Here is a 19418-nt window from a genome sequence, read left to right as displayed (position 1 = left end):
TCATGGAAAAAACCCTTCACAATCCATCCACTAATTTTGGAAAACTTCAGGAATACCTCCGGGAATTTGTCTACGGAGGCATTGACGGAGCCGTGACCACCTTTGCTGTAGTCGCAGGTGGCTATGGGGCCAATTTGGATGCTGGCATTTTGATCATTCTGGGCTTTGCCAACCTTCTTGCAGATGGTTTTTCCATGTCCGTTGGAGCCTACCTTTCAGCCAAAAGTGAGCGGGATAATTTTGACAAGCACGAAAGTATCGAGTATTGGGAAGTAGAAAACCTCCCGGAGACTGAGCGTGAAGAAATCGCCGAAATCTATCGGGAAAAAGGATTCAAGGGCGAATTACTTGACAAAATCGTAGATCACATCTGCTCGGATAAAGAACTATGGGTTGCCGAAATGATGAAGGATGAGCTGGGCATGATGCGGGACAGCAAAAGCCCTTTCAAAATCGGTCTAGCCACCTTGGTTTCCTTTATTTTGGTCGGCTTGATTCCCCTTTTGGTGTACCTCTGGAATTTCTTTTTCCCTTCCGAGATCAACACCTTCTTTTGGACCAGTGTATTGACTGGTTTAGCTTTTTTGATCGTAGGATGGCTGAAAGGTATCGTCAATCAGACCTCCACATTTCGCAGTATTTTGGAGACCGTTGCTTTGGGATTACTGGCAGCTGTGGTCGCCTATTATGTAGGAGATGTTTTAGAAAGTTTTTTCAAATAACGCATGCAAACAATTGAAGAAGTATTGATCCGAATGGATCAGATCGTCGACGAATGCCGCAACTCAGAGAGCCGAATGGGGTATTTTGCGATTTTATACCGTCAGGTGACAAGAAGAGTCCGAGATGGGATTCTCGCAGGGGAATTTGAGGACAATCCCAGAATGGAAGTCTTGGATGTACTTTTTGCCAAGCGATTTATCGATGCTTATGAGCTTTGGATAAAAGGTCAAAAGCCAACCGAAAGCTGGAGATTAGCTTTCGAAGCGAGTAAAACCTCAGGTCATCTCGTTTTGCAGCACCTTTTCCTCGGTATTAATGCGCATATCAATTTGGACTTGGGAATCGCTGCCTCAGAAACCATGGAAGGCAAAGATTTGAATGGCATTAAAGGGGATTTTGACAAAATCAATTCAGTGCTAGCCGAACTGGTCGATGGAGTCAAGTCCAATATCAGCAAGGTATCTCCAGTTTTCGGCCTATTGATTCCTTTGGCAAAAGGTCGGGACGAAATGCTACTCAACTTCTCTATCCAACTTGCCCGCGATGGTGCCTGGAAATATGCCGGCGAATACCATGCAGACCCAGACAAGGCTTTCCAAATTCAGGATCGGGACAAAAACATTTCCGCCTTGGCCAAAAAACTGATCAACCCCGGAAAGTTTCTGGGCTTTTTGATAAAAATCGTCGGATTTGCCGAGTGGAAATCAGTTAGCCAAACTATGGATCAATTGGACCAGGTGGCAAACAAAACCCTTCAAGGGTTTTGAACCCTTGGAGGGCTTCAACTTCAAAAAACCACCTGTTCCAAAAACTTCCGGCAATCATAAACTGGAATTTTAGAAAAATAAAACCCCTCCGAATCCTCTGTGATAATAGCCTTGCAGTCATGCTGCAAGGCGGAATAATACTCCAAACCATCTTCAAAGTCTAACACACTGGGATTTGAAACAGCGTCTTTAACGGTCTGCCCATCCACGGAGGCAATGTGGAGTCTGGAAGAAAGAACCTGCATTTTTTGCTTCGCTAGCGCTGTTCCTGATTTTTTCTCTGCAAAATAAAAAGCAATAGCCAGACAAATCGGTGTAGTGTAGAGTTGGAACCTTAGCTGATCCGCCAAACTCAAAATCCTTGCAGAGTGGGGAAAAAGTGGGTATTCCTTATTCAACACGGACACCAGGACATTCGCATCCAGAAACACCCTCATTTTTTAGAATCGAAGAATTCATCCTTCATTGCCTTACGACTGGAAGGCATGCGCTTATATTCAACCTCTCCTTCGGAAACCATACTCACCCAATCAGCAATCGGCAGCTCATCCAAAGACTTGTAATTTTTGGAAGTCATCTGGGCATAAAGAAACTCTGTCAGCCTGGAAAGGCTGATGTTATTTTGGTCGGCAAAATCCTTGGCTCGGTCAATGATGTCTTTATTGAAAGACAATGTGATTTTTGTGTCCATAGCTTAGTCCTTTAAATAATTGCCGTAAAGAAAAAAATATTTACACGTATTTCAAAACAACTCCCTGATTTTCTTTCCTTTTCAATCCCAATTGGTCAATTCCCGATCGGTTTCCGCCCGGTTTTTCCTGTTGGTTCTTTCCTTCTTCAAGTCTGTCGCATAGAAATGAGTATCCTGAAAATAGCCCACTCTGGCCTCTGATTCTCCTTTCGCGATGGTCCATTTTTCCCCTTTGAAGAGCTTCACTTTATCCTCATGAAGCTCAAGGAGTTCATCATAAGGTCCACGACTGGAAATCAGTTTGACAAAAATCGGAGCAGTCTCAATCGCGATGAAGAGCAGCATGATAAACACATTGGCAAGAGCCATCGCAGAGCTTTCAGAAGTCAACACTGCTAGCGCATCCATCCGCGCCGCCAAGCCGTCAAATCCCTCAATTCCGGGTTGCTGCTTTTCAAACTCCGCCTGACGAAGAGCCATAAACTCCCGAATTTGGGCTTCCAAAGTGTCGATTCGGATTTGATTTCGGCTTCTCAAGCCTTCCAAAGCCAACTGAGCAGCATCGAGTTGTTGCTCCTTTTTCTTGGCGTTGGTACCCAATCCGACGATGCCACTGGTTCCGGATGTTTTTTCCCCAAACCGCTCCGCATCGTATTCCTTTTGGAGTTGATCCCGAAAAGCTTCCGCTTGGCCGATTTCCGACTTCAGCGTATCAATTTTGGCTTCCAGTTCCTGAATTTCAGGAAAGCCTTTGGCCAGATTGGCTTTGGATTGGGCGATAAACTCGGTCTTTTTCTCATCCAGCTTCCGATTGATCTCCCGCTCAAACATCTTCAATTCCAAAGGCTTAGAAATCACCAAAGCCAGCAAAACTGCCAAAACCAGACGGGGAATCGCCAGCTTCCATTCTACCCAAGCGTTTTCCTTTTTTCGCATACTTGATACGATAAACCGATCCAGATTGAAGATCATCATCCCCCAAAGCAGCCCAAAAAAGATGGCCGGAAGGAGACTTTGGAACACGGTAAACAAGGCATATCCAGCTGCCAAGGCCGCCAAAACTCCTGTGAAAAAGACGGTGGCACCGATTCCTACATACTTATTTGACTCGGTAGGGGTTCTTTTCAAAATGGCAAAATTGGCTCCGCTGCAAAACCAAAAGAATTGGGTGATTCGGCTCATGTTATGGAAGATTGTTGATTGGGATATGGGTATCAACGCTAAAATCTTTCCAAAAGCTTAGGCTGGGTTCCTTACAACCGGCTTGAGGGATGAAAACACGCAATTCAGGGATAGAAAGGCATTTTTTAAAAAATTGACTGCTGACTGAACAGAACTCCAAATTGTACGGTCTGTACGTTTTCGATCAAGGGATGAACGGTTTTGGTTCAGGGGAATTTTGGTTTAAGTTTGATTCGATGAAAAGAATAATACTTCCATTTCTATGCCTTTTGGCGATTTGGGCAAGGAGTATCCAAGCCCAAGAAGTTCCTTTTGAAAACGAAGTAAAGCGAATTTCTGCTAAATACGATAGCCTGGGCTGGAGTCCGGGAGGCACAGTTTTTACAGGAAGTTCCACAATCCGCATGTGGAGTAGCCTTGAAGAGACTTTTGCCGAAGAAAATCTGATCAATACCGGGTTTGGGGGCTCAAAAGCTTCGGATTTGGAGCGTCATCTTTTTCCTTTGGTTATCAAATTTGAGCCTTCGAGAGTGTTTATCTACGAAGGAGACAATGACCTCTGGGCAAATGTGGAGGTGGCATCCATCCTGACCAGCCTGGACAACATCGTGACCCGGATTCATCTGATCAATCCCAATACGGAGATTTTCCTGATCGGCGCCAAACCCAGTCCTTCCCGCTGGGAGAAAAAAGCCAACTACCGGATTTTTAACCAAAAGCTGAGCGAATACTGCCGAGCCAAGGAAAACGTGTCATTTGTGGATGTCTGGGATGCGCTGACCAATCCTGATGGCAGTCCAAGGCCCGAACTGTATCTAGAAGATCAATTGCATTTGAATGCAGAAGGATATAAGATTTGGGCGGGGGTTTTTAAGGAGTACTTCAAAGAATAGTCTATTCTTTCTTTCCAAACTTAGCCTCAAACACACTTAAAGGAAGTATTCCTCCAACAGACCAAGTGAGTCCTTCCCAACTCCGATCAAACTGACCTGCAGGAGCATCTCCAAATTGAACTTGGTATTCCCTATTGGTATCCAAGGAGAAAAAGGTACCTAATTCAAAATTCAAGAAAGCCGTATTCAAAACCCTTAACCGAGAGTGGATACCGGTCTTGAAGAAAAAGGGGCTTTTCGCTGATGAAATGATGGAATACGATGTTTGATTTTCCCCGTCTTGGATAATTCCAGATCGGGTATCATCATCTTTGAGCGAAATCATTGACCAATTTGCATTAAAAAAAGCTCCAAATCTGAAATTTTCCCTTTCTCCTGTAGGAATATCATACCTGAATGTTAGTGGGAGCACTAAAAAAGCCAAATCTGAATTCATCAAATATTCTCTTCTCTCCCATATCGGGAAATAAATGGAACTGGAAGAGTGGTGGACAACAGATAAGCCCGATTCGAGAGAGAGGTTTTCGATCCTATAACCTAATCCAAGTCCATAAATAAGACTAAGATCTTCTATTCCTGTTTGTAAATAATCAGGAGCGTTCCCATACCTCATTCCAAAATGAGGAAATAAATAATAACCCGAATCATCACTTAAAGACCTATAATTTTCCTTGCTTAAAATTTGGGATGCTTTTTTGGCAGCATTAGTTTGAACTTGAGCCACAGATGAGCTAAAAAATAAAATTGCAAAGAATTGGAGAAGACAGCTTTTCATTTGATTTTAATTTCACTAATAACTACGCCTTATGGAAAAAATTATATCTAGGTCAAACTATTTTTTTTGACATTCTTTTTACTCCAAAAAGTAGCCAGAATCGACCCGGTCACATTCTGCAAGGGGCCAAAAACAGCAGGAGCCAAACCCACTGTAGCGATCTTTCCCAGAATATTGGAAAGGCCTGAAGCCAAACCTGCATTCTGCATTCCTACCTCTATCGCGAGTGTTCGGGCATCTTGCTCTTTCATTCCGATCATTCGGGAAAAACCATACCCAATCCCATATCCAAGCAGATTGTGCAGCAAAACCAGCAAGATCAAAACACCTCCAATCTCCAGCAGACTATCCCTTCCGGCTGCGGTAATCACTAAAATAATCAAGGCAATCCCGAGCATAGAGACCAGCGGTAAGAGTTTTTCAATCCAAGAAGATTTTGAGCCCAAAACCTGATTTACCAGTAGCCCCGCTCCTACCGGTAGCAAAATGATTTTAAAAATATCCCACATCATCTTGAGGAGATCAATCTCGATAAACTGCCCTGCCAAAAGTTTCATCAAAATCGGAGTCATCAGTGGAGCCATAAGTGTGGTGATTGAGGTCAAAGTCACCGAAAGTGCCACATTCGCCCGGGCCAGAAAAGCCATGACATTCGAAGCCGTCCCACTTGGAGATGAACCAACCAAAATCAGCCCTGCGGCGACCTCTGGCTCCAACCCACTGATTTTGGCCAAGCCAAAACCGATCAGTGGCATAATACTAAACTGAGCCAAAATTCCGATCCCCACAGATTTGGGACTTTTGGCCACAGCCCCAAAATCCCTCCAACTCAGAGTTGCTCCCATCCCAAACATGATGATCTGAATCAGAGGATTGATCAATCCAGTCAATTTGAAGCCTTGGATTTCCTGAAAATACTGAGGGAAAAACATCCCCAAAGCGACTACTCCCAAAATAGAAACCGGAAAACTGAAGGCCTTCCATGCTGGTTTTGATTGCAACCCAAAAGCCAAGGCAAACCAAAAAAGCACAAACGCATACCCGGATTCTTCCAATCCCACGATCAAAAACGACCCTAACCAAATCAAAAAAAACAGGATGGGAACCAAAAAAGAAAGTCGAGCCATGGATGAAGAGTTTGAGCCCTTAAAAAAGCATCATTTTTGGAATTTGGACAAGTAGCAAATCAGGTAAGTCTCTGTCAATTGCACTTTTGGGAATTCAGAAACTTCATGGGGCGATAACCTTACTCCCAAATTAAATTCTTACTTTTGCGCCTTCAATTAGGCAAACCATGCAGAATATTCGGAATATCGCGATCATCGCTCACGTTGACCACGGTAAAACAACCCTCGTGGATAAGATCATCCACGCTTCAAAAATCTTCAGAGAAAATCAGCAATTCGACGACCTGATTCTCGACAACAACGACCTGGAACGTGAACGCGGCATCACCATTCTTTCCAAAAACGTATCTGTACGCTACAAAGACCACAAAATCAACATCATCGACACTCCAGGTCACGCCGACTTTGGCGGTGAAGTGGAACGGGTATTGAAAATGGCCGATGGGGTAATCCTTTTGGTGGATGCCTTCGAAGGACCTATGCCGCAGACCCGATTTGTATTGGGCAAAGCGCTTGCTCTTGGCCTTACCCCTATCGTGGTAGTAAATAAAGTAGACAAAGAAAACTGTCGCCCTGATGAAGTTCATGAGGCAGTTTTTGAGTTGATGTTCAACTTGGATGCTACTGAAGAACAATTGGAATTCCACACCCTCTATGGTTCTGCCAAGCAAAACTGGATGGGACCGGATTGGAAAAACCCAACGGACTCCATCCTACCGCTTTTGGATGCGATCTTGGAATATATCCCTGCTCCAAAAATCTCCGAAGGAACTCTTCAAATGCAAATCACCTCCTTGGATTACTCCAGCTTCGTGGGCCGGATTGCCATCGGTAGAGTAGCAAGAGGCACCATCTCAGAAAACCAGCAAATCGCCCTTTGCAAAGCGGATGGATCCATCAAGAAAATGAGAGTAAAAGAGCTTCATACCTTTGAAGGTCTTGGGAAAAACAAAGTACAGACCGTAACTGCCGGGGACATCTGTGCAGTGACCGGCATCGAAGACTTTGAAATCGGAGACACCATCGCAGACGTGGAAAATCCTGAGCCGCTTCCTCGTATTGCCATCGATGAACCTACGATGAACATGCTCTTCACGATCAACAACTCTCCTTTCTTCGGAAAAGAAGGAAAGTTTGTGACTTCCCGTCACCTGAGAGACCGATTGATGAAGGAAACTGAGAAAAACCTTGCGCTACGGGTAGAGCCTACGGATTCTGAAGACCGATTCTTGGTCTATGGCCGAGGCATTCTTCACTTGTCTGTCTTGATCGAGACCATGAGAAGAGAAGGATACGAGCTTCAGGTAGGTCAGCCACAGGTAATCTTCAAGGAAATCGACGGAGTAAAATGCGAGCCGATCGAAACCTTGGTAGTAGACGTACCGCAGGAAACAGCCGGAAAAGTGATCGAATTGGCTACACAACGAAAAGGTGAACTTTTGATCATGGAGCCAAAAGGTGATCTTCAGCACTTGGAGTTCAAGATTCCTTCCAGAGGTCTGATCGGTTTGAGAAATAACGTGCTTACCGCCACACAGGGTGAAGCGATTATGAATCACAGATTCACTGCTTATGAGCCTTTCAAAGGTCCTATCCCAGGCCGAATCAACGGTTCATTGATCTCCATGGAAGGCGGTCAATGTACTGCTTATGCGATTGACAAGCTTCAGGACCGTGGAATCTTTTTTATCGAGCCGGGAGACGAACTCTATACCGGTCAGGTAATCGGTGAGCACTCTAGAGATAATGACTTGGTAGTGAATGTGCAGAAAGGAAAGAAACTGACTAACATGCGTGCTTCCGGGTCAGATGACAACGTAAGAATTGCTCCTCCTAAGAGATTCTCTCTGGAAGAATCCATGGAATACATCCAAAAGGATGAATACCTGGAAATCACTCCAAAATCTATCCGAATGAGAAAAATCTATTTGGATGAGAACGAAAGAGCAAGAATGGCTAAAAAAGAAGCTTAATATTAGAAAACAAGAAACCTCCGATTTGGAGGTTTCTTGTTTTTAGGGCCTATTCAATTTTGTTTATTTAGCGGGTAAAATTAGCTCACCTGGCAACTCACCAATTGCCATGAACTTCCTCTTTGATGTATTTCTCGTAGACTGTTTGAGCCGATTTCATTTGACTTTCTGAGAGTAATGGAAGATTGGCAGCTTGCACATTATTGACTACCTGCTCCGGGGAAGAAGCACCGGGGATTACTGTACCCACTTCTTCAAACATCAGTATCCATCGAAGGGCTTGCAGGGCTAATTCCTCATTTCCAGAAAACTTCCCTTTCAATTCTTCCAAAGCGGGAAATGCCTTATCCAAAGGAACACCGGAGAAGGTCTCTCCCTTGTCAAATGCCTTCCCCTCCCGATTGAAATACCGGTGATCATCCCTGGAGAAATGAGTGTCTCTTGTGATTTTTCCTGTCAATAAACCGCTTGCCAAAGGTACCCGGATTATCAATCCCACATTGTTTACTTTGGCATGTCGGAAAAAGACCTCGGCTGGCCGCTGACGAAAAAGGTTGAAAATGATCTGAACTGTCGAAACAATATCGTACTTCATCGCAGTCATGGCTTCATTGATCCGCTCCACAGACACTCCCATTGCGGCAATTTTCCCCTCTCTTTTCAAATCTTCAAAAAGCGAGAAAATTTCACTTCTTAAATAAACCGGTCCAGGCGGGCAATGAAGTTGAATCAAATCGATTTGTTCTACCCCAAGATTCCGTAGGCTATCCTCCACATGCTTCCTCAGTCGCTCCGGAGTATAGCCTTCATTGACATGAGGCTGAATTCTCCGTCCACACTTAGTGGCAATGAAGATTTTCTCCCCCCTTTCACGGACAGCCTTTCCTACAGCAGCTTCACTCAAGCCACCATCATACACATCTGCGGTATCCACAAAGTTGACTCCCAAGTCAAAGGCAGTATGCAAAATTTGGTTCGCTTTTTTGGGCTCAAAAGCACTTCCCCAGCCACCTCCAACCTGCCAGGTACCGAGGCCTACTTCTGAGACTTGCCAATCTGTTTTTCCAAGAACTCGATAGTTCATAATTATATTTTATAAAAACAGCTCAATTGAAAAAGCTAAAACGGTCCAATAAGAGAATAGCAATTTAAATTTTTATCTTTAAAATCGCTTCCGATATACCTATTCAAAAAGCTAATATCAATCATCAAAATACATGACTTCTAGAAGAAAAGTCTTACAGTCTTTGGGAATGGCAGGTGCTGGTTCCTTATTTCCAATTCATTTTACCTATTCCAAATCCATGGCTCAACCACTTATTCACCAGGTTTACTTCTGGCTACACAAAGAATCCGATTTAAAAGAATTTATGACAGATGCTGCCCCTATGCTCGGACGATGTAAGGACGTCTCTAAATTTATCATGGGTACGCCTGCACCCACGGAAAAAAGAGATGTAGTGGATCATAGTTTCCACGTTTCTTGTACGCTTTTTTTCGATTCTCTCGAGGCCCAGGCTGCCTATCAAACAGACCCTTTACATTTGGAGTTTATCCAAAAATATTCTGCAATGTGGAAGACAGTTAAGGTTTACGATATAGCCATCTAAACCTTTTTCACACTTTACTTCGTTAATCGAACAAATTACATCTTATGAAAAAGCTCAATTGGTTATTTGTATGGGTTTTGTTGGGGGTTTGGGCTTGTGATACCGAAGAAGCTCCGACACCGGTTGTTCCTGGACAGGAAGTAAAAAAGGCCATTGTGGATGTCATGCGAGAGTGGTATTTCTGGAATCTGGAATTACCCACTTCGGTTGATTTAGCCCAATATGAAAGCAATGAAGATCTTCTGGATGCCATTATTTTCAAGCCTCTGGATAGGTTTTCTTATTTGACTACTCAGCAAGCATTCAACAATTCTTTCGTAGGGCGCAATGCCGGTCATGGATTTGGATTTGCCTTCACTGCTGAGGAGAGGCTATTTGTTTCCTTTGTTTTCAAGGAAGCCCCTGCAGGAAAAGACGGCTGGGAAAGAGGTTGGGAAATCATCGAAATCAACGGAAAGCCAATCGCATCTTATAAAACCTCCTCAGGAGGGTATGACTTCCAGTTAGGTCCATCTGACCCGGGCATTTCCAATTCCTTTACCTTTCGACTTCCTGACGGAACTACAACTACCCGAACCAATGTGAAAGCAGAGTATCAGTCCAATTCAGTGTTGGACAGAAGGGTTTTCGAAGAAGGAGGAAAAAAAGTGGGCTATTGGGCTTATCAGAGCTTTCGGGCAACCGCCGGACTTTCTCCAACCCGTAGTCAGGAAGTGCAGAATTCCATGGAGTTTTTCCAAAATCAGGGCATAAATGAGCTTATTATCGATCTGAGATACAATGGAGGCGGTTCTGTAGCAGTTGCCGAGCAGATTCTCAATTATCTGATCCAAAGCTCCAATACCGGAAAAGTGATGTACACCAACAAGCTCAATTCCCTGAAGTTCAGCTTAAATGAAACCGAGAATTTCAACAAAATAGGAAATCTCGCACTCAATAGGGTCATTTTCATCACCTCAAGAGGGTCTGCCTCTGCGTCCGAATTGGTTATCAACAGCCTTGAACCCTACATGGAAGTGGTGCTGATCGGGGACAATACATTCGGGAAGCCTGTAGGCTCATTTCCGCTCTCCCGCTATAGCCGAACTTTAGAAACCAACAATGTCGAGTTAGTCCCCATCACTTTTGCAATCGCAAACTCCCAGGGAAAAGCCGAGTATTTTGAAGGTTTCCCCGCTAATTTCAGAGTGGGTGACAGTCCCGAATTCAATTGGGGAGATCCACGTGATCTTCGACTTGCAGCCGCCTTACAATATATCCAGGATGGTGGAGTCAGTGGAAGATGGGCCAATACATACTACAAGCCCGTTTGGGAAATGATTGACGGATTTAAAGGCTTGGAACAGGAGTTTCCTGCCTATTGAAAAAATATAGAGGCTCAAGCCCGGACAAAAATCCGGGCTTATTTTTTATGTCGCTGAATCAACACCTCCATCACTTCATCGAGTTCGTAACCTTTGGCTTCCAACAGGACGAGGTAGTGAAAAAGCAAATCGGCCGCCTCTCCCAAGAAAAGCTCCTTATTGTCATCCTTGGCTTCAATGACGATTTCTACCGCTTCCTCTCCTACTTTTTGGGCGACTTTATTGATTCCTTTGGCAAAAAGGGAAGCGGTATAGGATTTATCGGAAGGGTTGTTTTTACGGTCTTTGATGATCGCGCGAAGTTGGTCGATAAAGCCGGTTTTCGAAGCATTTTCCTCTCCCCAACAAGTATCGGTTCCAGTATGACAAACAGGGCCTCTTGGATTGGCTTGGATCAAAATGGAATCTCCGTCACAATCTTCCTTCATCGACACCAACTCCATAAAATTGCCAGAAGTCTCGCCTTTAGTCCAAAGTCGGTTTTTACTTCGGGAGAAAAAAGTCACCATCCCGGTTTCCTGCGTTTTAGCCAATGCCTCGGCATTCATAAATCCCTGCATCAGGACTTTTCCGCTTAAGGCATCCTGGACAATAGCCGGAACAAGGCCGTTCATTTTTGTAAAGTCGATGTTCATGGTAATTCGAATTTTTATTTCATTTTCTGAAAAAAGATAGCTGCGCAGATAATTTTAAGATATGGCTAAAGCCAATATTTTGTATTGCCGTCAGCTTAAAGCACAATTCAGCCCCCTTTTATATTTTATCTTTTTTTCTATCTCACGAAGTATATCTCCAGTCTTATCTCGCGAAGCATATCTTTCAATCAACCTCAATTACTTTCTAATACTAATCTCCTCTCCAATCAAATAAGACTTGAGTTTAGGGATTCCGATTTCCTTGAAGTGGAAAATACTCGCTGCCAAAGCTGCATCTGCTTTTCCAAAGGTAAACACATCCCTGAAATGGGGCATATTTCCCGCTCCTCCGGAAGCAATTACAGGAATGGACAAGGCTGAGGATATCTCCGCTGTCAATTCATTAGCAAAGCCTGACTTGGTCCCATCGTGGTCCATGGAAGTAAGCAAAATCTCACCCGCTCCTCGATCGGCCACTTCCTGAGCCCAAGCTTGAGTGCGGTGCAAAGTTGGTTTTCTTCCCCCATGCGTATGGACAAAATCTATCCCATCCACATTCCGGGTATCAATCGCGACCACGACACACTGCGAACCAAATTCCTTGGCCATTTCGTCGATCACTCCGGGATTTTTTACTGCCGCGGAATTGATGGAAATCTTGTCAGCACCTGCTGCCAAAAGGACCTTCACATCTTCCACAGTGGAAATACCTCCGCCCACGGTAAATGGAATATTGATCGCCTTGGCCACTTTGGTTACGAGTTCGGCGAGGGTTTTTCTTTTATCGACGGTGGCTGTGATATCCAAAAAGACCAATTCGTCCGCGCCCTCGTCCGAGTAGATTTTCGCCAACTCCACCGGATCCCCGGCGTCTCGAAGCTGGACAAAGTTGACTCCCTTGACGGTGCGTCCGTCTTTGATGTCAAGGCAGGGGATGATTCTTTTAGTCAGCATGATTTGATTTTCAAAACTTCATTATTCAATATTCGGAGTTCGATGGTGGAAGATTTACGATTTACGAATGACGATTTACGAGATTTCAAGAATCCTCAAACTTGAAATCCAAAGGTTAGGATTTCCTTTTTAATGATTGAAGTTCAGAATAACGTCGTAAATCAAAAATCCTAAATCGTAAATTAAAAGGCTGCCAATTCCTCCAGCGTCACTCTTCCCTCGTAGTAAGCTTTTCCCACAATCGCTCCGTAAACTCCGACTTTCTCTAGCTCTTCAAGGTCTTTTACCGAGGACACTCCTCCACTGGCAATCAATTTCAACTCAGGAATTTCCTGCAAAATCTCGCGATAAAGATCCACCGAAGGCCCTTGAAGCAAGCCGTCTTTGGCTACATCGGTGCAGATCACATAGCGGATTCCTTTTTCGAAATAGCTTTTGATAAAAGGAATCAACTCCACCGAAGTGGTCTCTTCCCATCCTCCGACGGCAATTTTCTTGTTTTTGGCATCGGCGCCCAAAATGATTTTCTCCGAACCGTACTTCGTGATCCATTCATCGAATAAACCCGGATTTTTTACTGCAATACTTCCTCCCGTCACTTGCTTGGCTCCAAGGGCAAAGGCTTTTTCGATCTCCTCATCGGCTTGAATTCCTCCTCCAAAATCCACCTGAAGACTCGTTCCAGCACAAATTCGTTCCAAAACAGCTCCATTGACGATTTTTTTAGCCTTGGCGCCATCGAGATCCACCAAGTGCAATCTTGTGATTCCAGCGCCTTCAAAACGCTTGGCCATTTCGAGTGGGTCGTCATGGTATTCTTTTTTGCTGCTGTAGTCACCCTGACTGAGGCGAACGCACTTGCCTCCGATAAGGTCGATTGCTGGGATTATGAACATTTTGGATTGGTGGATTGGGAAATTAGAAGATTTGGAAATATTGACGATTTACGAGGTACGATTTACGACCTCAATATTAACCTCAATCATTTTTATTAAGAACCAACCTTTGAAGAATAGGATTGAAGTTCCTAAAGGTCTCGTAAATCAAAAATCGTACATCGTAAATTGGTTAAATGTTTAAGAAGTTAGCAAGCAACTTCTCCCCGACCGTACTGCTTTTCTCTGGGTGGGCCTGAATCGCCCAGTAATTATCCCGATGGAGAATAGCGGTAAAGTCATGAATATAATGAGTGGTAGCAATGGTAGCCTCGCTCAATTCAGCGTAGTAGCTATGAACATAATACAGAAACTTCGGATTAGGCAGATCCTTTAGCAAGACATTGTCGGCCAAATTTTCAATTTCATTCCAACCGATGTGAGGCACTTTGAATTCCTGTGAATTCTCAGGAATAAAGCGTTTCACTTTCACCGGAAAGATCCCCAAGCACTCGGTATCGTTTTCTTCGGAATGCTCACAGAGCAACTGCAAACCCAAACATACTCCTAAAAAAGGCTGCTTGATATCCTTGATGACTTGGTCGAGTTGACGGGCTTTGAGGTAGGTCATCGCCGAACTCGCTTCTCCCTGACCGGGAAAGATCACCTTGTCCGCCGCGTGGATTTCCTCCGGATCATCCGTCAGCACCGCATCTGCACCCAATCGCTCCAAGGCGTAGAGCACCGATTGGACATTGCCGGCGTTGTATTTGATTACTGCTATTTTCATCTTTAGTATCAAGACGCTAGACACAAGAATTAAGACTTAGTGTCTACGTCTTATGTCTAGCGTCTAAAGTCTTATGTCTAGCTCTTAGCTTCTTTAGCTGAAAGCATCTCCTCCAAAACCTCCTCAATCTCAGGAAGGGAATTGAAAAGCTGCTCGTAGCTGTCGATCACCCAATATTTATCCTGGAAGCGATCTTTCCAGTACTCGGTACTCATGATGTGGCGCACGTCGTAGGGGAAATGTTTGGGTTCCTCAGAAAGCGAAAACTTCGTTTCTCCTGCCGAACTCAAAATCCCTGCTCCATACACTCTCAGTTCCCCCTCCTCGCGAATCAATCCAAACTCAATCGTAAACCAGTAAATCCGACTCAGCAACTGAATCGCCCAAGGGTCCTGAATGTGCTTAAGTGCGATTCCGCTCAGTTTTTCCAGGAAATCCACATAATGCTGATTGGTCAGCAAAGGCATGTGGGCAAAGGCATCGTGAAACATATCCGGCTCCTCGAGGTAGTCCAGCTGTTCCATTTTTCGTAGCCAGGTGGAAGAAGGAAAACGCTTGTTGTTCATCAAACCGAAAAACAAATCGTCATCAATCAGGCCGGGAACTACCTGAACTGCCCATCCGGTAGTTTTCAAAAGGATCTCGTTTAGTTCCTCAAAGTTGGCAATGCGATCCGCGGTAAATTTCACCGTCTTCACCCCTTCCAAATAGGCCTTAGAGGCAGCTTTGGGAAGGTTGGGCATTTGCCTTTCGAAGAGAATCTTCCATACTTTAAAATCCTCCTCGGTGTATGCAGCGTAATCCTGCCTCATTTTTTTCAGTCTCGGGTCGGAAAAGACCCAGTCTTTGGCTTGGTTACTCATTTTCTATTTGGGTTTATAACTGTTCTTTTTACTTCTAAAACTAGAAAAGGCCTAAACCGGTTACGGAATAGGCCTTTTTATATCTTCAGCAAAAACCAAAGTCATCCCTATCCCTCATTGGAGGAAGTGATAAGAATGATGCACGTAGGTTCTTGGTGTCGGATTCATGCTTCGAATTTAAGCAGGGTTTTGGCTTAGTACAAAAGTTTTTTACAGAAGGTCAAAAGTTTTCCTTAAGCCAGACTTCTGTCCTAAAGTCATTGTTTTTGGCCTATACCTTTTCCAAATTTTTCATAAATCAAGTCTTGACTTTTGGGAGAGATCAATCCTTTGGGGATATTGAGATTCTCCTTTAAAAACCACCGGGAAAGGGTCTTGGCAGAAATCCCAAACTCTTGGGCGATTTCCTGACGGGACTTGGCTTTTCGGGACATGGGTAAAAAGTGTGAATCAGTTGGAAAATGTAAACTACATCCAATCATACAATATGGACAGTTACGAAACAAATCTAAATTGGTAAATGTTAGACTAATTTTAAGCTGATCTCAGAAGAAAAAAATTTAGAGCAATGCCCTCAAAACTAATTTGTCCGATTTTGTCCGATTTATTTAAAAAATAAGTCCACATTTTTGTCCTGAACCAAATAAAACACAATGAAAAACTTTCAATCAATTTCGGCAAAACTTGGGTTGGTTTTGGCCTTCCTTGGATTCTTCGGGTATCACTCCCTAGATGTGCAAGGCCAAGATGCAAAGATCTATGAAGCCTGTCCTGGAACAGAGATAGCCTTGCATTCTCAAGTTCAAACAGGAACATCCGTGAGTGTAGGAGAATTAGGTGTTCCCAAGTATAGGGCAATTTATACTTGCAAAGAAGGTGGTTGGTGTTGCCCTATGGAATACGCATAACTCTATCCACTAAAAAAATCCATGGCTTTCCGGCGAAAGCCATGGAAAAGTAAACATCTATATGAAAAAAACTATTTATCTAACCGCATTAACTTTACTAACCTTCTGTCAAACAAAAAAAGAGGAAACAATAACCCCATCTTTAATTACTTACTCTGTCAATCCTGCTAAAGGAATTGAAATTCCTTTAGCAGATATCGTGGCCAAGGCAGAAGTTATTCATCCGAAAGAGGATGAAATTATTGCCTATGCAAATAATCCAATTGTATTTGAGGATAAACTAATTGTGGTTGACTTTCAAAAACAAAAAAAAATTCAAGTGTTCAATACTAATGGCGATTTTCTTTTTGACATTCAAGCGACGGGAGAAGGACCAGGAAAATTTAGAACTCCAACTTTTATAAGAATAAATAATAATGGAGACCGACTATTAGTCTACTGCGCATTAACAAAAAAAATACTTCAGTTTGATTGGAAAGGTAATTTTTTAGAAGAGACCCAAGTAAATGAAATAGGTCTTATTGGTGATCTTATCGAAAAGGAAAATGAAATTATCTTCCTAAATGTGATGACTGTCGATTCTAAAAAAAGAATCGGAAAATTAAATCTACAGACCTATGCTGAAGACAAGAAAATCACATTTTTTGAAAACTATCCGGGAGAATTTATCAAAGTGTTAGAAGATAAAACCCAATACTTTTTTTCGACCGTTTCAAAAGACGAATTCTATTTTCTTGACATTTACTCCAATAATTTAGTGAAAATGGATTGGGAAGGAAATCACTCGATAATTCGATTTACTATTGAAAATAACCCATTGAAACTAGATCCCGAAAAGGTCCACAATCCCATGGATATATACGATCAAATTCATCTATCTGATGCCTATTATCTATACAATTACATTAATATAGGAAATAAGAAAATACTCTTACCCATAATTAAAGGTCCATCAATACACAGTACTATTTTGCTTGATACTGAAAAAAACAGTGTTGAATTAATTTCCAAATTTGAAAACGGACTTGACAACTTATTACCAAGTGATGGGATATCAGCCCCCGGAGATATCCACTCCAAAACAGCAATTGTTTCTTTAGATTCCGATTACGCCTATGAAAGAATCAAATCTATGGACCTAGATCAAAATGAATTTACTAAGGAGCTTAAAAAACTAAATACACCTGAGAATCAAAATCCGGTCTTTATTATCTATTATCTAAAATAATTTTTTCCTCATTTTAAATTAAAATGTTATAACTATCAGTTAGTCTGTCCTACTCCCAAAGAAGTAGGACACTTACTCAAATCTGTTACGTTTTATTACAGCAAATCGAACGTTTTTCTTTTAGCAAAAATCTCTCTGATCCAAGCGGCTAGTCTTGCACTCTGGGCAAAATCCAGTGTCTGCTGTCCGTCGGAAAAGGCTTTCTCGGGAACTTCATGGGATTCATAGATGATTCCATCCGCTCCAGCCATTACCCCTGCCAAGGCCATCTGAGGCACATAAGCCCGGATTCCAATACCGTGAGAAGGATCGACGATTACCGGAAGGTGGGATTTGGCTTTCAAAATCGGAATAGCATTCAGATCCAGCGTATTTCGGGAAGCGCGTTCGTAGGTTCGGATACCTCGTTCGCATAGGATCAGTTTTTCATTTCCTCCGGAAAACACATATTCAGCAGATTGAAGCAATTCTTCGATGGTACCAGAAATGCCTCGCTTGATCATCACAGCTTTATCCACTTTCCCTAGTTCGTCCAGAAGGTTGAAGTTTTGAGAGTTTCTCGCACCAACTTGGTAAATGTCCACGTAAGGGTACATTTCCTCGATTTGGGAAGTTTGCATCACCTCAGTGACGATCTTCACTCCTGCTTCAGAAGCGATGGAATGCCACAGTTTAAGACCGTCGATACCCATCCCTCGGAAAGCATAAGGAGATGTTCTTGGCTTGAAAACTCCACCGCGCATCATGGTAATCCCATTTTCCACGCAGTGATTGACCACTTTGCGGATTTGCTCTTCGGATTCGATCGAGCAAGGACCAGTGATGATGGCCATTTCTCCATCCTTGATAAATACTCCGTCCCCAAGATCGACGGAGGTAGGCTTGGCTTTCCACTTTTTTGACACCAGTTTGTATTCGTCCGAGACGATGTGGATATCCTGAATGCCGTCCATCTGACCGATGCGGCGTATGTCAAATTCATTTTTACCGATACCGATGATGTAGTCGCCGAGTTGGGTTTTGACCTCGGTGGTTTTGTAACCGCTCTCATTGACTTTGGAGATCAGTTTTTCTTTTTGGGAATCGGTGATATCGGGCTGAAGTTGGATAATCATAGTTAAGTACGATTTACGATTTTTGATTTACGAGGCATTTTTGGACTTCAATCTCTAAAACAAAAAGCAAAGCTTTTGGAGATAAGGATTGAGGGTCAACATGACCTCATAAATCGTAAATCAAAATTCTGAAATAGATAAGGTTTGTTATGCTTTAACACTTCTCAGGTAGTCCTGGATGTCCTGACTCAGGTTTGTAGAATCTTTTACTTTTTTGATAAAAGCCGAACCAATTATCGCTCCGTTGCTGTATTGAGAAGCGGTACTGAAGGTTTGGGCATCGGAAATACCAAAACCAATTAATCGGGGATTTTTGAGGTTCATGGCTTTCACCCGCTCGAAGTAGGCGATCTGCTCTTCTGAAATATCAGCCTTGGCTCCGGTGATCGAGTGGGAAGACACCATGTAAATAAATCCGTCGGTGTTTTCATCGATTTCGCGGATTCGCTTTTCGGAAGTCTGGGGAGAGATCAAAAAGGTATTGACCAATCCATAGGAGTCAAATAGGCTTTTGTATTCATCCAAGTACTGCTGCATCGGCAAGTCAGGCACGATGAGTCCATCCACTCCAACTTCCTTGCACTTTTTACAAAACTCCTCCATCCCAAACTGTATAATCGGATTCAGGTAGCCCATCAACACCACAGGAAGGTGTACTTTAGCCCGGAAACCCTTCAATTGTTCAAAGAGCTTCTTCATGCTCATGCCATTTTCCAGGGCAATCATATTGCTGTTTTGGATCGTAGGACCGTCAGCAATAGGATCAGAATACGGAATCCCGATTTCGATGATGTCCGCTCCCCCTGCCTCAATGGCCTCCATTACCGGAATGGTATCCTCCAGCTTGGGAAACCCAGCGGTAAAGTAGATCGAAAGCACCCGATCCTGTTTGGTATTAAATAAGTAGTGTATGCGATTCATTTCTCAGTTGTTTGATGCCCGATG

At 43.3% G+C, this 19418-nt stretch carries 22 protein-coding genes; 8 read left to right on the top strand and 14 right to left on the bottom strand.

Annotated features, from left to right (window positions below; genetic code table 11):
* Nucleotides 1–2 precede the first annotated feature (2 nt).
* A complete protein-coding gene (locus AAA938_RS07905; protein WP_338228093.1) occupies nt 3–722 on the top strand; it encodes a VIT1/CCC1 transporter family protein in 720 nt (239 codons plus the stop codon).
* A gap of 3 nt (nt 723–725) precedes the next feature.
* Entirely contained in the window at nt 726–1490 is a 765-nt protein-coding gene (locus tag AAA938_RS07900) for a DUF5995 family protein (RefSeq protein WP_338228091.1), read from the top strand.
* Between the two features lie 20 nt (nt 1491–1510).
* Here the strand turns inward: AAA938_RS07900 and AAA938_RS07895 are convergent, their stop codons facing one another.
* From AAA938_RS07895 to AAA938_RS07885, 3 genes are all read right to left on the bottom strand, one after another.
* Nucleotides 1511–1927 (bottom strand): type II toxin-antitoxin system VapC family toxin, encoded by a 417-nt coding sequence (locus AAA938_RS07895; RefSeq protein WP_338228090.1) that lies wholly within the window; start codon nt 1925–1927, stop codon nt 1511–1513.
* Nucleotides 1924–2181 (bottom strand): DUF6364 family protein, encoded by a 258-nt coding sequence (locus AAA938_RS07890; RefSeq protein WP_338228089.1) that lies wholly within the window; start codon nt 2179–2181, stop codon nt 1924–1926. Before AAA938_RS07890 ends, AAA938_RS07895 begins: the two co-directional genes overlap by 4 nt.
* A gap of 81 nt (nt 2182–2262) precedes the next feature.
* A complete protein-coding gene (locus tag AAA938_RS07885) occupies nt 2263–3363 on the bottom strand; it encodes a DUF4407 domain-containing protein (RefSeq protein ID WP_338228087.1) in 1101 nt (366 codons plus the stop codon).
* Between the two features lie 236 nt (nt 3364–3599).
* On the opposite strand from AAA938_RS07885, the gene AAA938_RS07880 reads away from it, so the two are divergent.
* Nucleotides 3600–4256, top strand: a complete 657-nt coding sequence (locus AAA938_RS07880) for a GDSL-type esterase/lipase family protein (protein ID WP_338228086.1) — start codon at nt 3600–3602, stop codon at nt 4254–4256.
* Nucleotide 4257: 1 nt separating this feature from the next.
* Here AAA938_RS07880 and AAA938_RS07875 read toward each other — a convergent pair whose 3' ends face one another.
* Together AAA938_RS07875 and AAA938_RS07870 are read right to left on the bottom strand one after the other, a co-directional pair.
* Complete coding sequence (locus AAA938_RS07875) at nt 4258–4581, bottom strand: hypothetical protein (RefSeq protein WP_338228085.1); 324 nt, start codon at nt 4579–4581, stop codon at nt 4258–4260.
* A gap of 497 nt (nt 4582–5078) precedes the next feature.
* Nucleotides 5079–6158 carry a bile acid:sodium symporter family protein gene (locus AAA938_RS07870; protein ID WP_338228084.1) on the bottom strand — a complete coding sequence of 360 codons (1080 nt, stop codon included), beginning with the start codon at nt 6156–6158 and terminating at the stop codon, nt 5079–5081.
* Nucleotides 6159–6325: 167 nt separating this feature from the next.
* On the opposite strand from AAA938_RS07870, the gene typA reads away from it, so the two are divergent.
* A complete protein-coding gene (typA, locus tag AAA938_RS07865; protein ID WP_338228083.1) occupies nt 6326–8131 on the top strand; it encodes a translational GTPase TypA in 1806 nt (601 codons plus the stop codon).
* A 97-nt stretch (nt 8132–8228) separates the two neighbouring features.
* Here typA and AAA938_RS07860 read toward each other — a convergent pair whose 3' ends face one another.
* Nucleotides 8229–9215, bottom strand: a complete 987-nt coding sequence (locus AAA938_RS07860; protein ID WP_338228081.1) for an aldo/keto reductase — start codon at nt 9213–9215, stop codon at nt 8229–8231.
* 133 nt (nt 9216–9348) lie between these two features.
* Between AAA938_RS07860 and AAA938_RS07855 the strand changes: the two genes are divergently transcribed.
* Together AAA938_RS07855 and AAA938_RS07850 are read left to right on the top strand one after the other, a co-directional pair.
* Entirely contained in the window at nt 9349–9741 is a 393-nt protein-coding gene (locus tag AAA938_RS07855) for a Dabb family protein (protein ID WP_338228079.1), read from the top strand.
* Between the two features lie 44 nt (nt 9742–9785).
* Nucleotides 9786–11105 (top strand): S41 family peptidase, encoded by a 1320-nt coding sequence (locus AAA938_RS07850; protein ID WP_338228078.1) that lies wholly within the window; start codon nt 9786–9788, stop codon nt 11103–11105.
* Nucleotides 11106–11143: 38 nt separating this feature from the next.
* Here AAA938_RS07850 and hisIE read toward each other — a convergent pair whose 3' ends face one another.
* From hisIE to AAA938_RS07820, 6 genes are all read right to left on the bottom strand, one after another.
* Nucleotides 11144–11752, bottom strand: a complete 609-nt coding sequence (gene hisIE / locus AAA938_RS07845) for a bifunctional phosphoribosyl-AMP cyclohydrolase/phosphoribosyl-ATP diphosphatase HisIE (protein WP_338228137.1) — start codon at nt 11750–11752, stop codon at nt 11144–11146.
* Nucleotides 11753–11938: 186 nt separating this feature from the next.
* Nucleotides 11939–12694: an imidazole glycerol phosphate synthase subunit HisF gene (hisF, locus tag AAA938_RS07840; protein WP_338228077.1), complete on the bottom strand. Its 756-nt coding sequence runs from the start codon at nt 12692–12694 to the stop codon at nt 11939–11941.
* A 182-nt stretch (nt 12695–12876) separates the two neighbouring features.
* Complete coding sequence (gene hisA, locus AAA938_RS07835; RefSeq protein ID WP_338228076.1) at nt 12877–13590, bottom strand: 1-(5-phosphoribosyl)-5-[(5-phosphoribosylamino)methylideneamino]imidazole-4-carboxamide isomerase; 714 nt, start codon at nt 13588–13590, stop codon at nt 12877–12879.
* Between the two features lie 172 nt (nt 13591–13762).
* Entirely contained in the window at nt 13763–14359 is a 597-nt protein-coding gene (gene hisH, locus AAA938_RS07830; protein ID WP_338228075.1) for an imidazole glycerol phosphate synthase subunit HisH, read from the bottom strand.
* Between the two features lie 77 nt (nt 14360–14436).
* Complete coding sequence (locus AAA938_RS07825; protein WP_338228074.1) at nt 14437–15222, bottom strand: phenylalanine 4-monooxygenase; 786 nt, start codon at nt 15220–15222, stop codon at nt 14437–14439.
* A 257-nt stretch (nt 15223–15479) separates the two neighbouring features.
* A complete protein-coding gene (locus tag AAA938_RS07820; protein WP_338228073.1) occupies nt 15480–15656 on the bottom strand; it encodes a hypothetical protein in 177 nt (58 codons plus the stop codon).
* Nucleotides 15657–15875: 219 nt separating this feature from the next.
* Between AAA938_RS07820 and AAA938_RS07815 the strand changes: the two genes are divergently transcribed.
* Nucleotides 15876–16130, top strand: coding sequence for a hypothetical protein (locus AAA938_RS07815; protein ID WP_338228072.1), 255 nt, complete (start codon nt 15876–15878; stop codon nt 16128–16130).
* Nucleotides 16131–16191: 61 nt separating this feature from the next.
* The gene (locus tag AAA938_RS07810; RefSeq protein WP_338228071.1) at nt 16192–17358 is read left to right on the top strand and encodes a 6-bladed beta-propeller; all 1167 of its coding nucleotides are present in this window, start codon (nt 16192–16194) and stop codon (nt 17356–17358) included.
* 95 nt (nt 17359–17453) lie between these two features.
* Here AAA938_RS07810 and aroF read toward each other — a convergent pair whose 3' ends face one another.
* Nucleotides 17454–18473 carry a 3-deoxy-7-phosphoheptulonate synthase gene (gene aroF / locus AAA938_RS07805; protein ID WP_338228070.1) on the bottom strand — a complete coding sequence of 340 codons (1020 nt, stop codon included), beginning with the start codon at nt 18471–18473 and terminating at the stop codon, nt 17454–17456.
* Between the two features lie 147 nt (nt 18474–18620).
* Nucleotides 18621–19394 (bottom strand): tryptophan synthase subunit alpha, encoded by a 774-nt coding sequence (trpA, locus tag AAA938_RS07800; RefSeq protein WP_338228069.1) that lies wholly within the window; start codon nt 19392–19394, stop codon nt 18621–18623.
* Between the last annotated feature and the right edge of the window lie 24 nt (nt 19395–19418).

The sequence above is a fragment of the Algoriphagus taiwanensis genome (genome assembly GCF_036245645.1).
Taxonomy (GTDB): Bacteria; Bacteroidota; Bacteroidia; order Cytophagales; family Cyclobacteriaceae; genus Algoriphagus; species Algoriphagus taiwanensis.
This window is presented reverse-complemented; position numbering and strand designations above follow the sequence as displayed.

Coding starts and splice junctions, on each gene's coding strand:
- hisF (WP_338228077.1), bottom strand. CDS start 12,694: ATGCTGACTAAAAGAATCATCCCCTGCCTTGACATCAAAGACGGACGC.
- AAA938_RS07860 (WP_338228081.1), bottom strand. CDS start 9,215: ATGAACTATCGAGTTCTTGGAAAAACAGATTGGCAAGTCTCAGAAGTA.
- AAA938_RS07825 (WP_338228074.1), bottom strand. CDS start 15,222: ATGAGTAACCAAGCCAAAGACTGGGTCTTTTCCGACCCGAGACTGAAA.
- AAA938_RS07880 (WP_338228086.1), top strand. CDS start 3,600: ATGAAAAGAATAATACTTCCATTTCTATGCCTTTTGGCGATTTGGGCA.
- AAA938_RS07885 (WP_338228087.1), bottom strand. CDS start 3,363: ATGAGCCGAATCACCCAATTCTTTTGGTTTTGCAGCGGAGCCAATTTT.
- AAA938_RS07850 (WP_338228078.1), top strand. CDS start 9,786: ATGAAAAAGCTCAATTGGTTATTTGTATGGGTTTTGTTGGGGGTTTGG.
- hisH (WP_338228075.1), bottom strand. CDS start 14,359: ATGAAAATAGCAGTAATCAAATACAACGCCGGCAATGTCCAATCGGTG.
- aroF (WP_338228070.1), bottom strand. CDS start 18,473: ATGATTATCCAACTTCAGCCCGATATCACCGATTCCCAAAAAGAAAAA.
- trpA (WP_338228069.1), bottom strand. CDS start 19,394: ATGAATCGCATACACTACTTATTTAATACCAAACAGGATCGGGTGCTT.
- AAA938_RS07870 (WP_338228084.1), bottom strand. CDS start 6,158: ATGGCTCGACTTTCTTTTTTGGTTCCCATCCTGTTTTTTTTGATTTGG.
- AAA938_RS07815 (WP_338228072.1), top strand. CDS start 15,876: ATGAAAAACTTTCAATCAATTTCGGCAAAACTTGGGTTGGTTTTGGCC.
- AAA938_RS07855 (WP_338228079.1), top strand. CDS start 9,349: ATGACTTCTAGAAGAAAAGTCTTACAGTCTTTGGGAATGGCAGGTGCT.
- AAA938_RS07890 (WP_338228089.1), bottom strand. CDS start 2,181: ATGGACACAAAAATCACATTGTCTTTCAATAAAGACATCATTGACCGA.
- AAA938_RS07875 (WP_338228085.1), bottom strand. CDS start 4,581: ATGATTTCGCTCAAAGATGATGATACCCGATCTGGAATTATCCAAGAC.
- AAA938_RS07895 (WP_338228090.1), bottom strand. CDS start 1,927: ATGAGGGTGTTTCTGGATGCGAATGTCCTGGTGTCCGTGTTGAATAAG.
- AAA938_RS07905 (WP_338228093.1), top strand. CDS start 3: ATGGAAAAAACCCTTCACAATCCATCCACTAATTTTGGAAAACTTCAG.
- AAA938_RS07810 (WP_338228071.1), top strand. CDS start 16,192: ATGAAAAAAACTATTTATCTAACCGCATTAACTTTACTAACCTTCTGT.
- AAA938_RS07900 (WP_338228091.1), top strand. CDS start 726: ATGCAAACAATTGAAGAAGTATTGATCCGAATGGATCAGATCGTCGAC.
- typA (WP_338228083.1), top strand. CDS start 6,326: ATGCAGAATATTCGGAATATCGCGATCATCGCTCACGTTGACCACGGT.
- AAA938_RS07820 (WP_338228073.1), bottom strand. CDS start 15,656: ATGTCCCGAAAAGCCAAGTCCCGTCAGGAAATCGCCCAAGAGTTTGGG.
- hisA (WP_338228076.1), bottom strand. CDS start 13,590: ATGTTCATAATCCCAGCAATCGACCTTATCGGAGGCAAGTGCGTTCGC.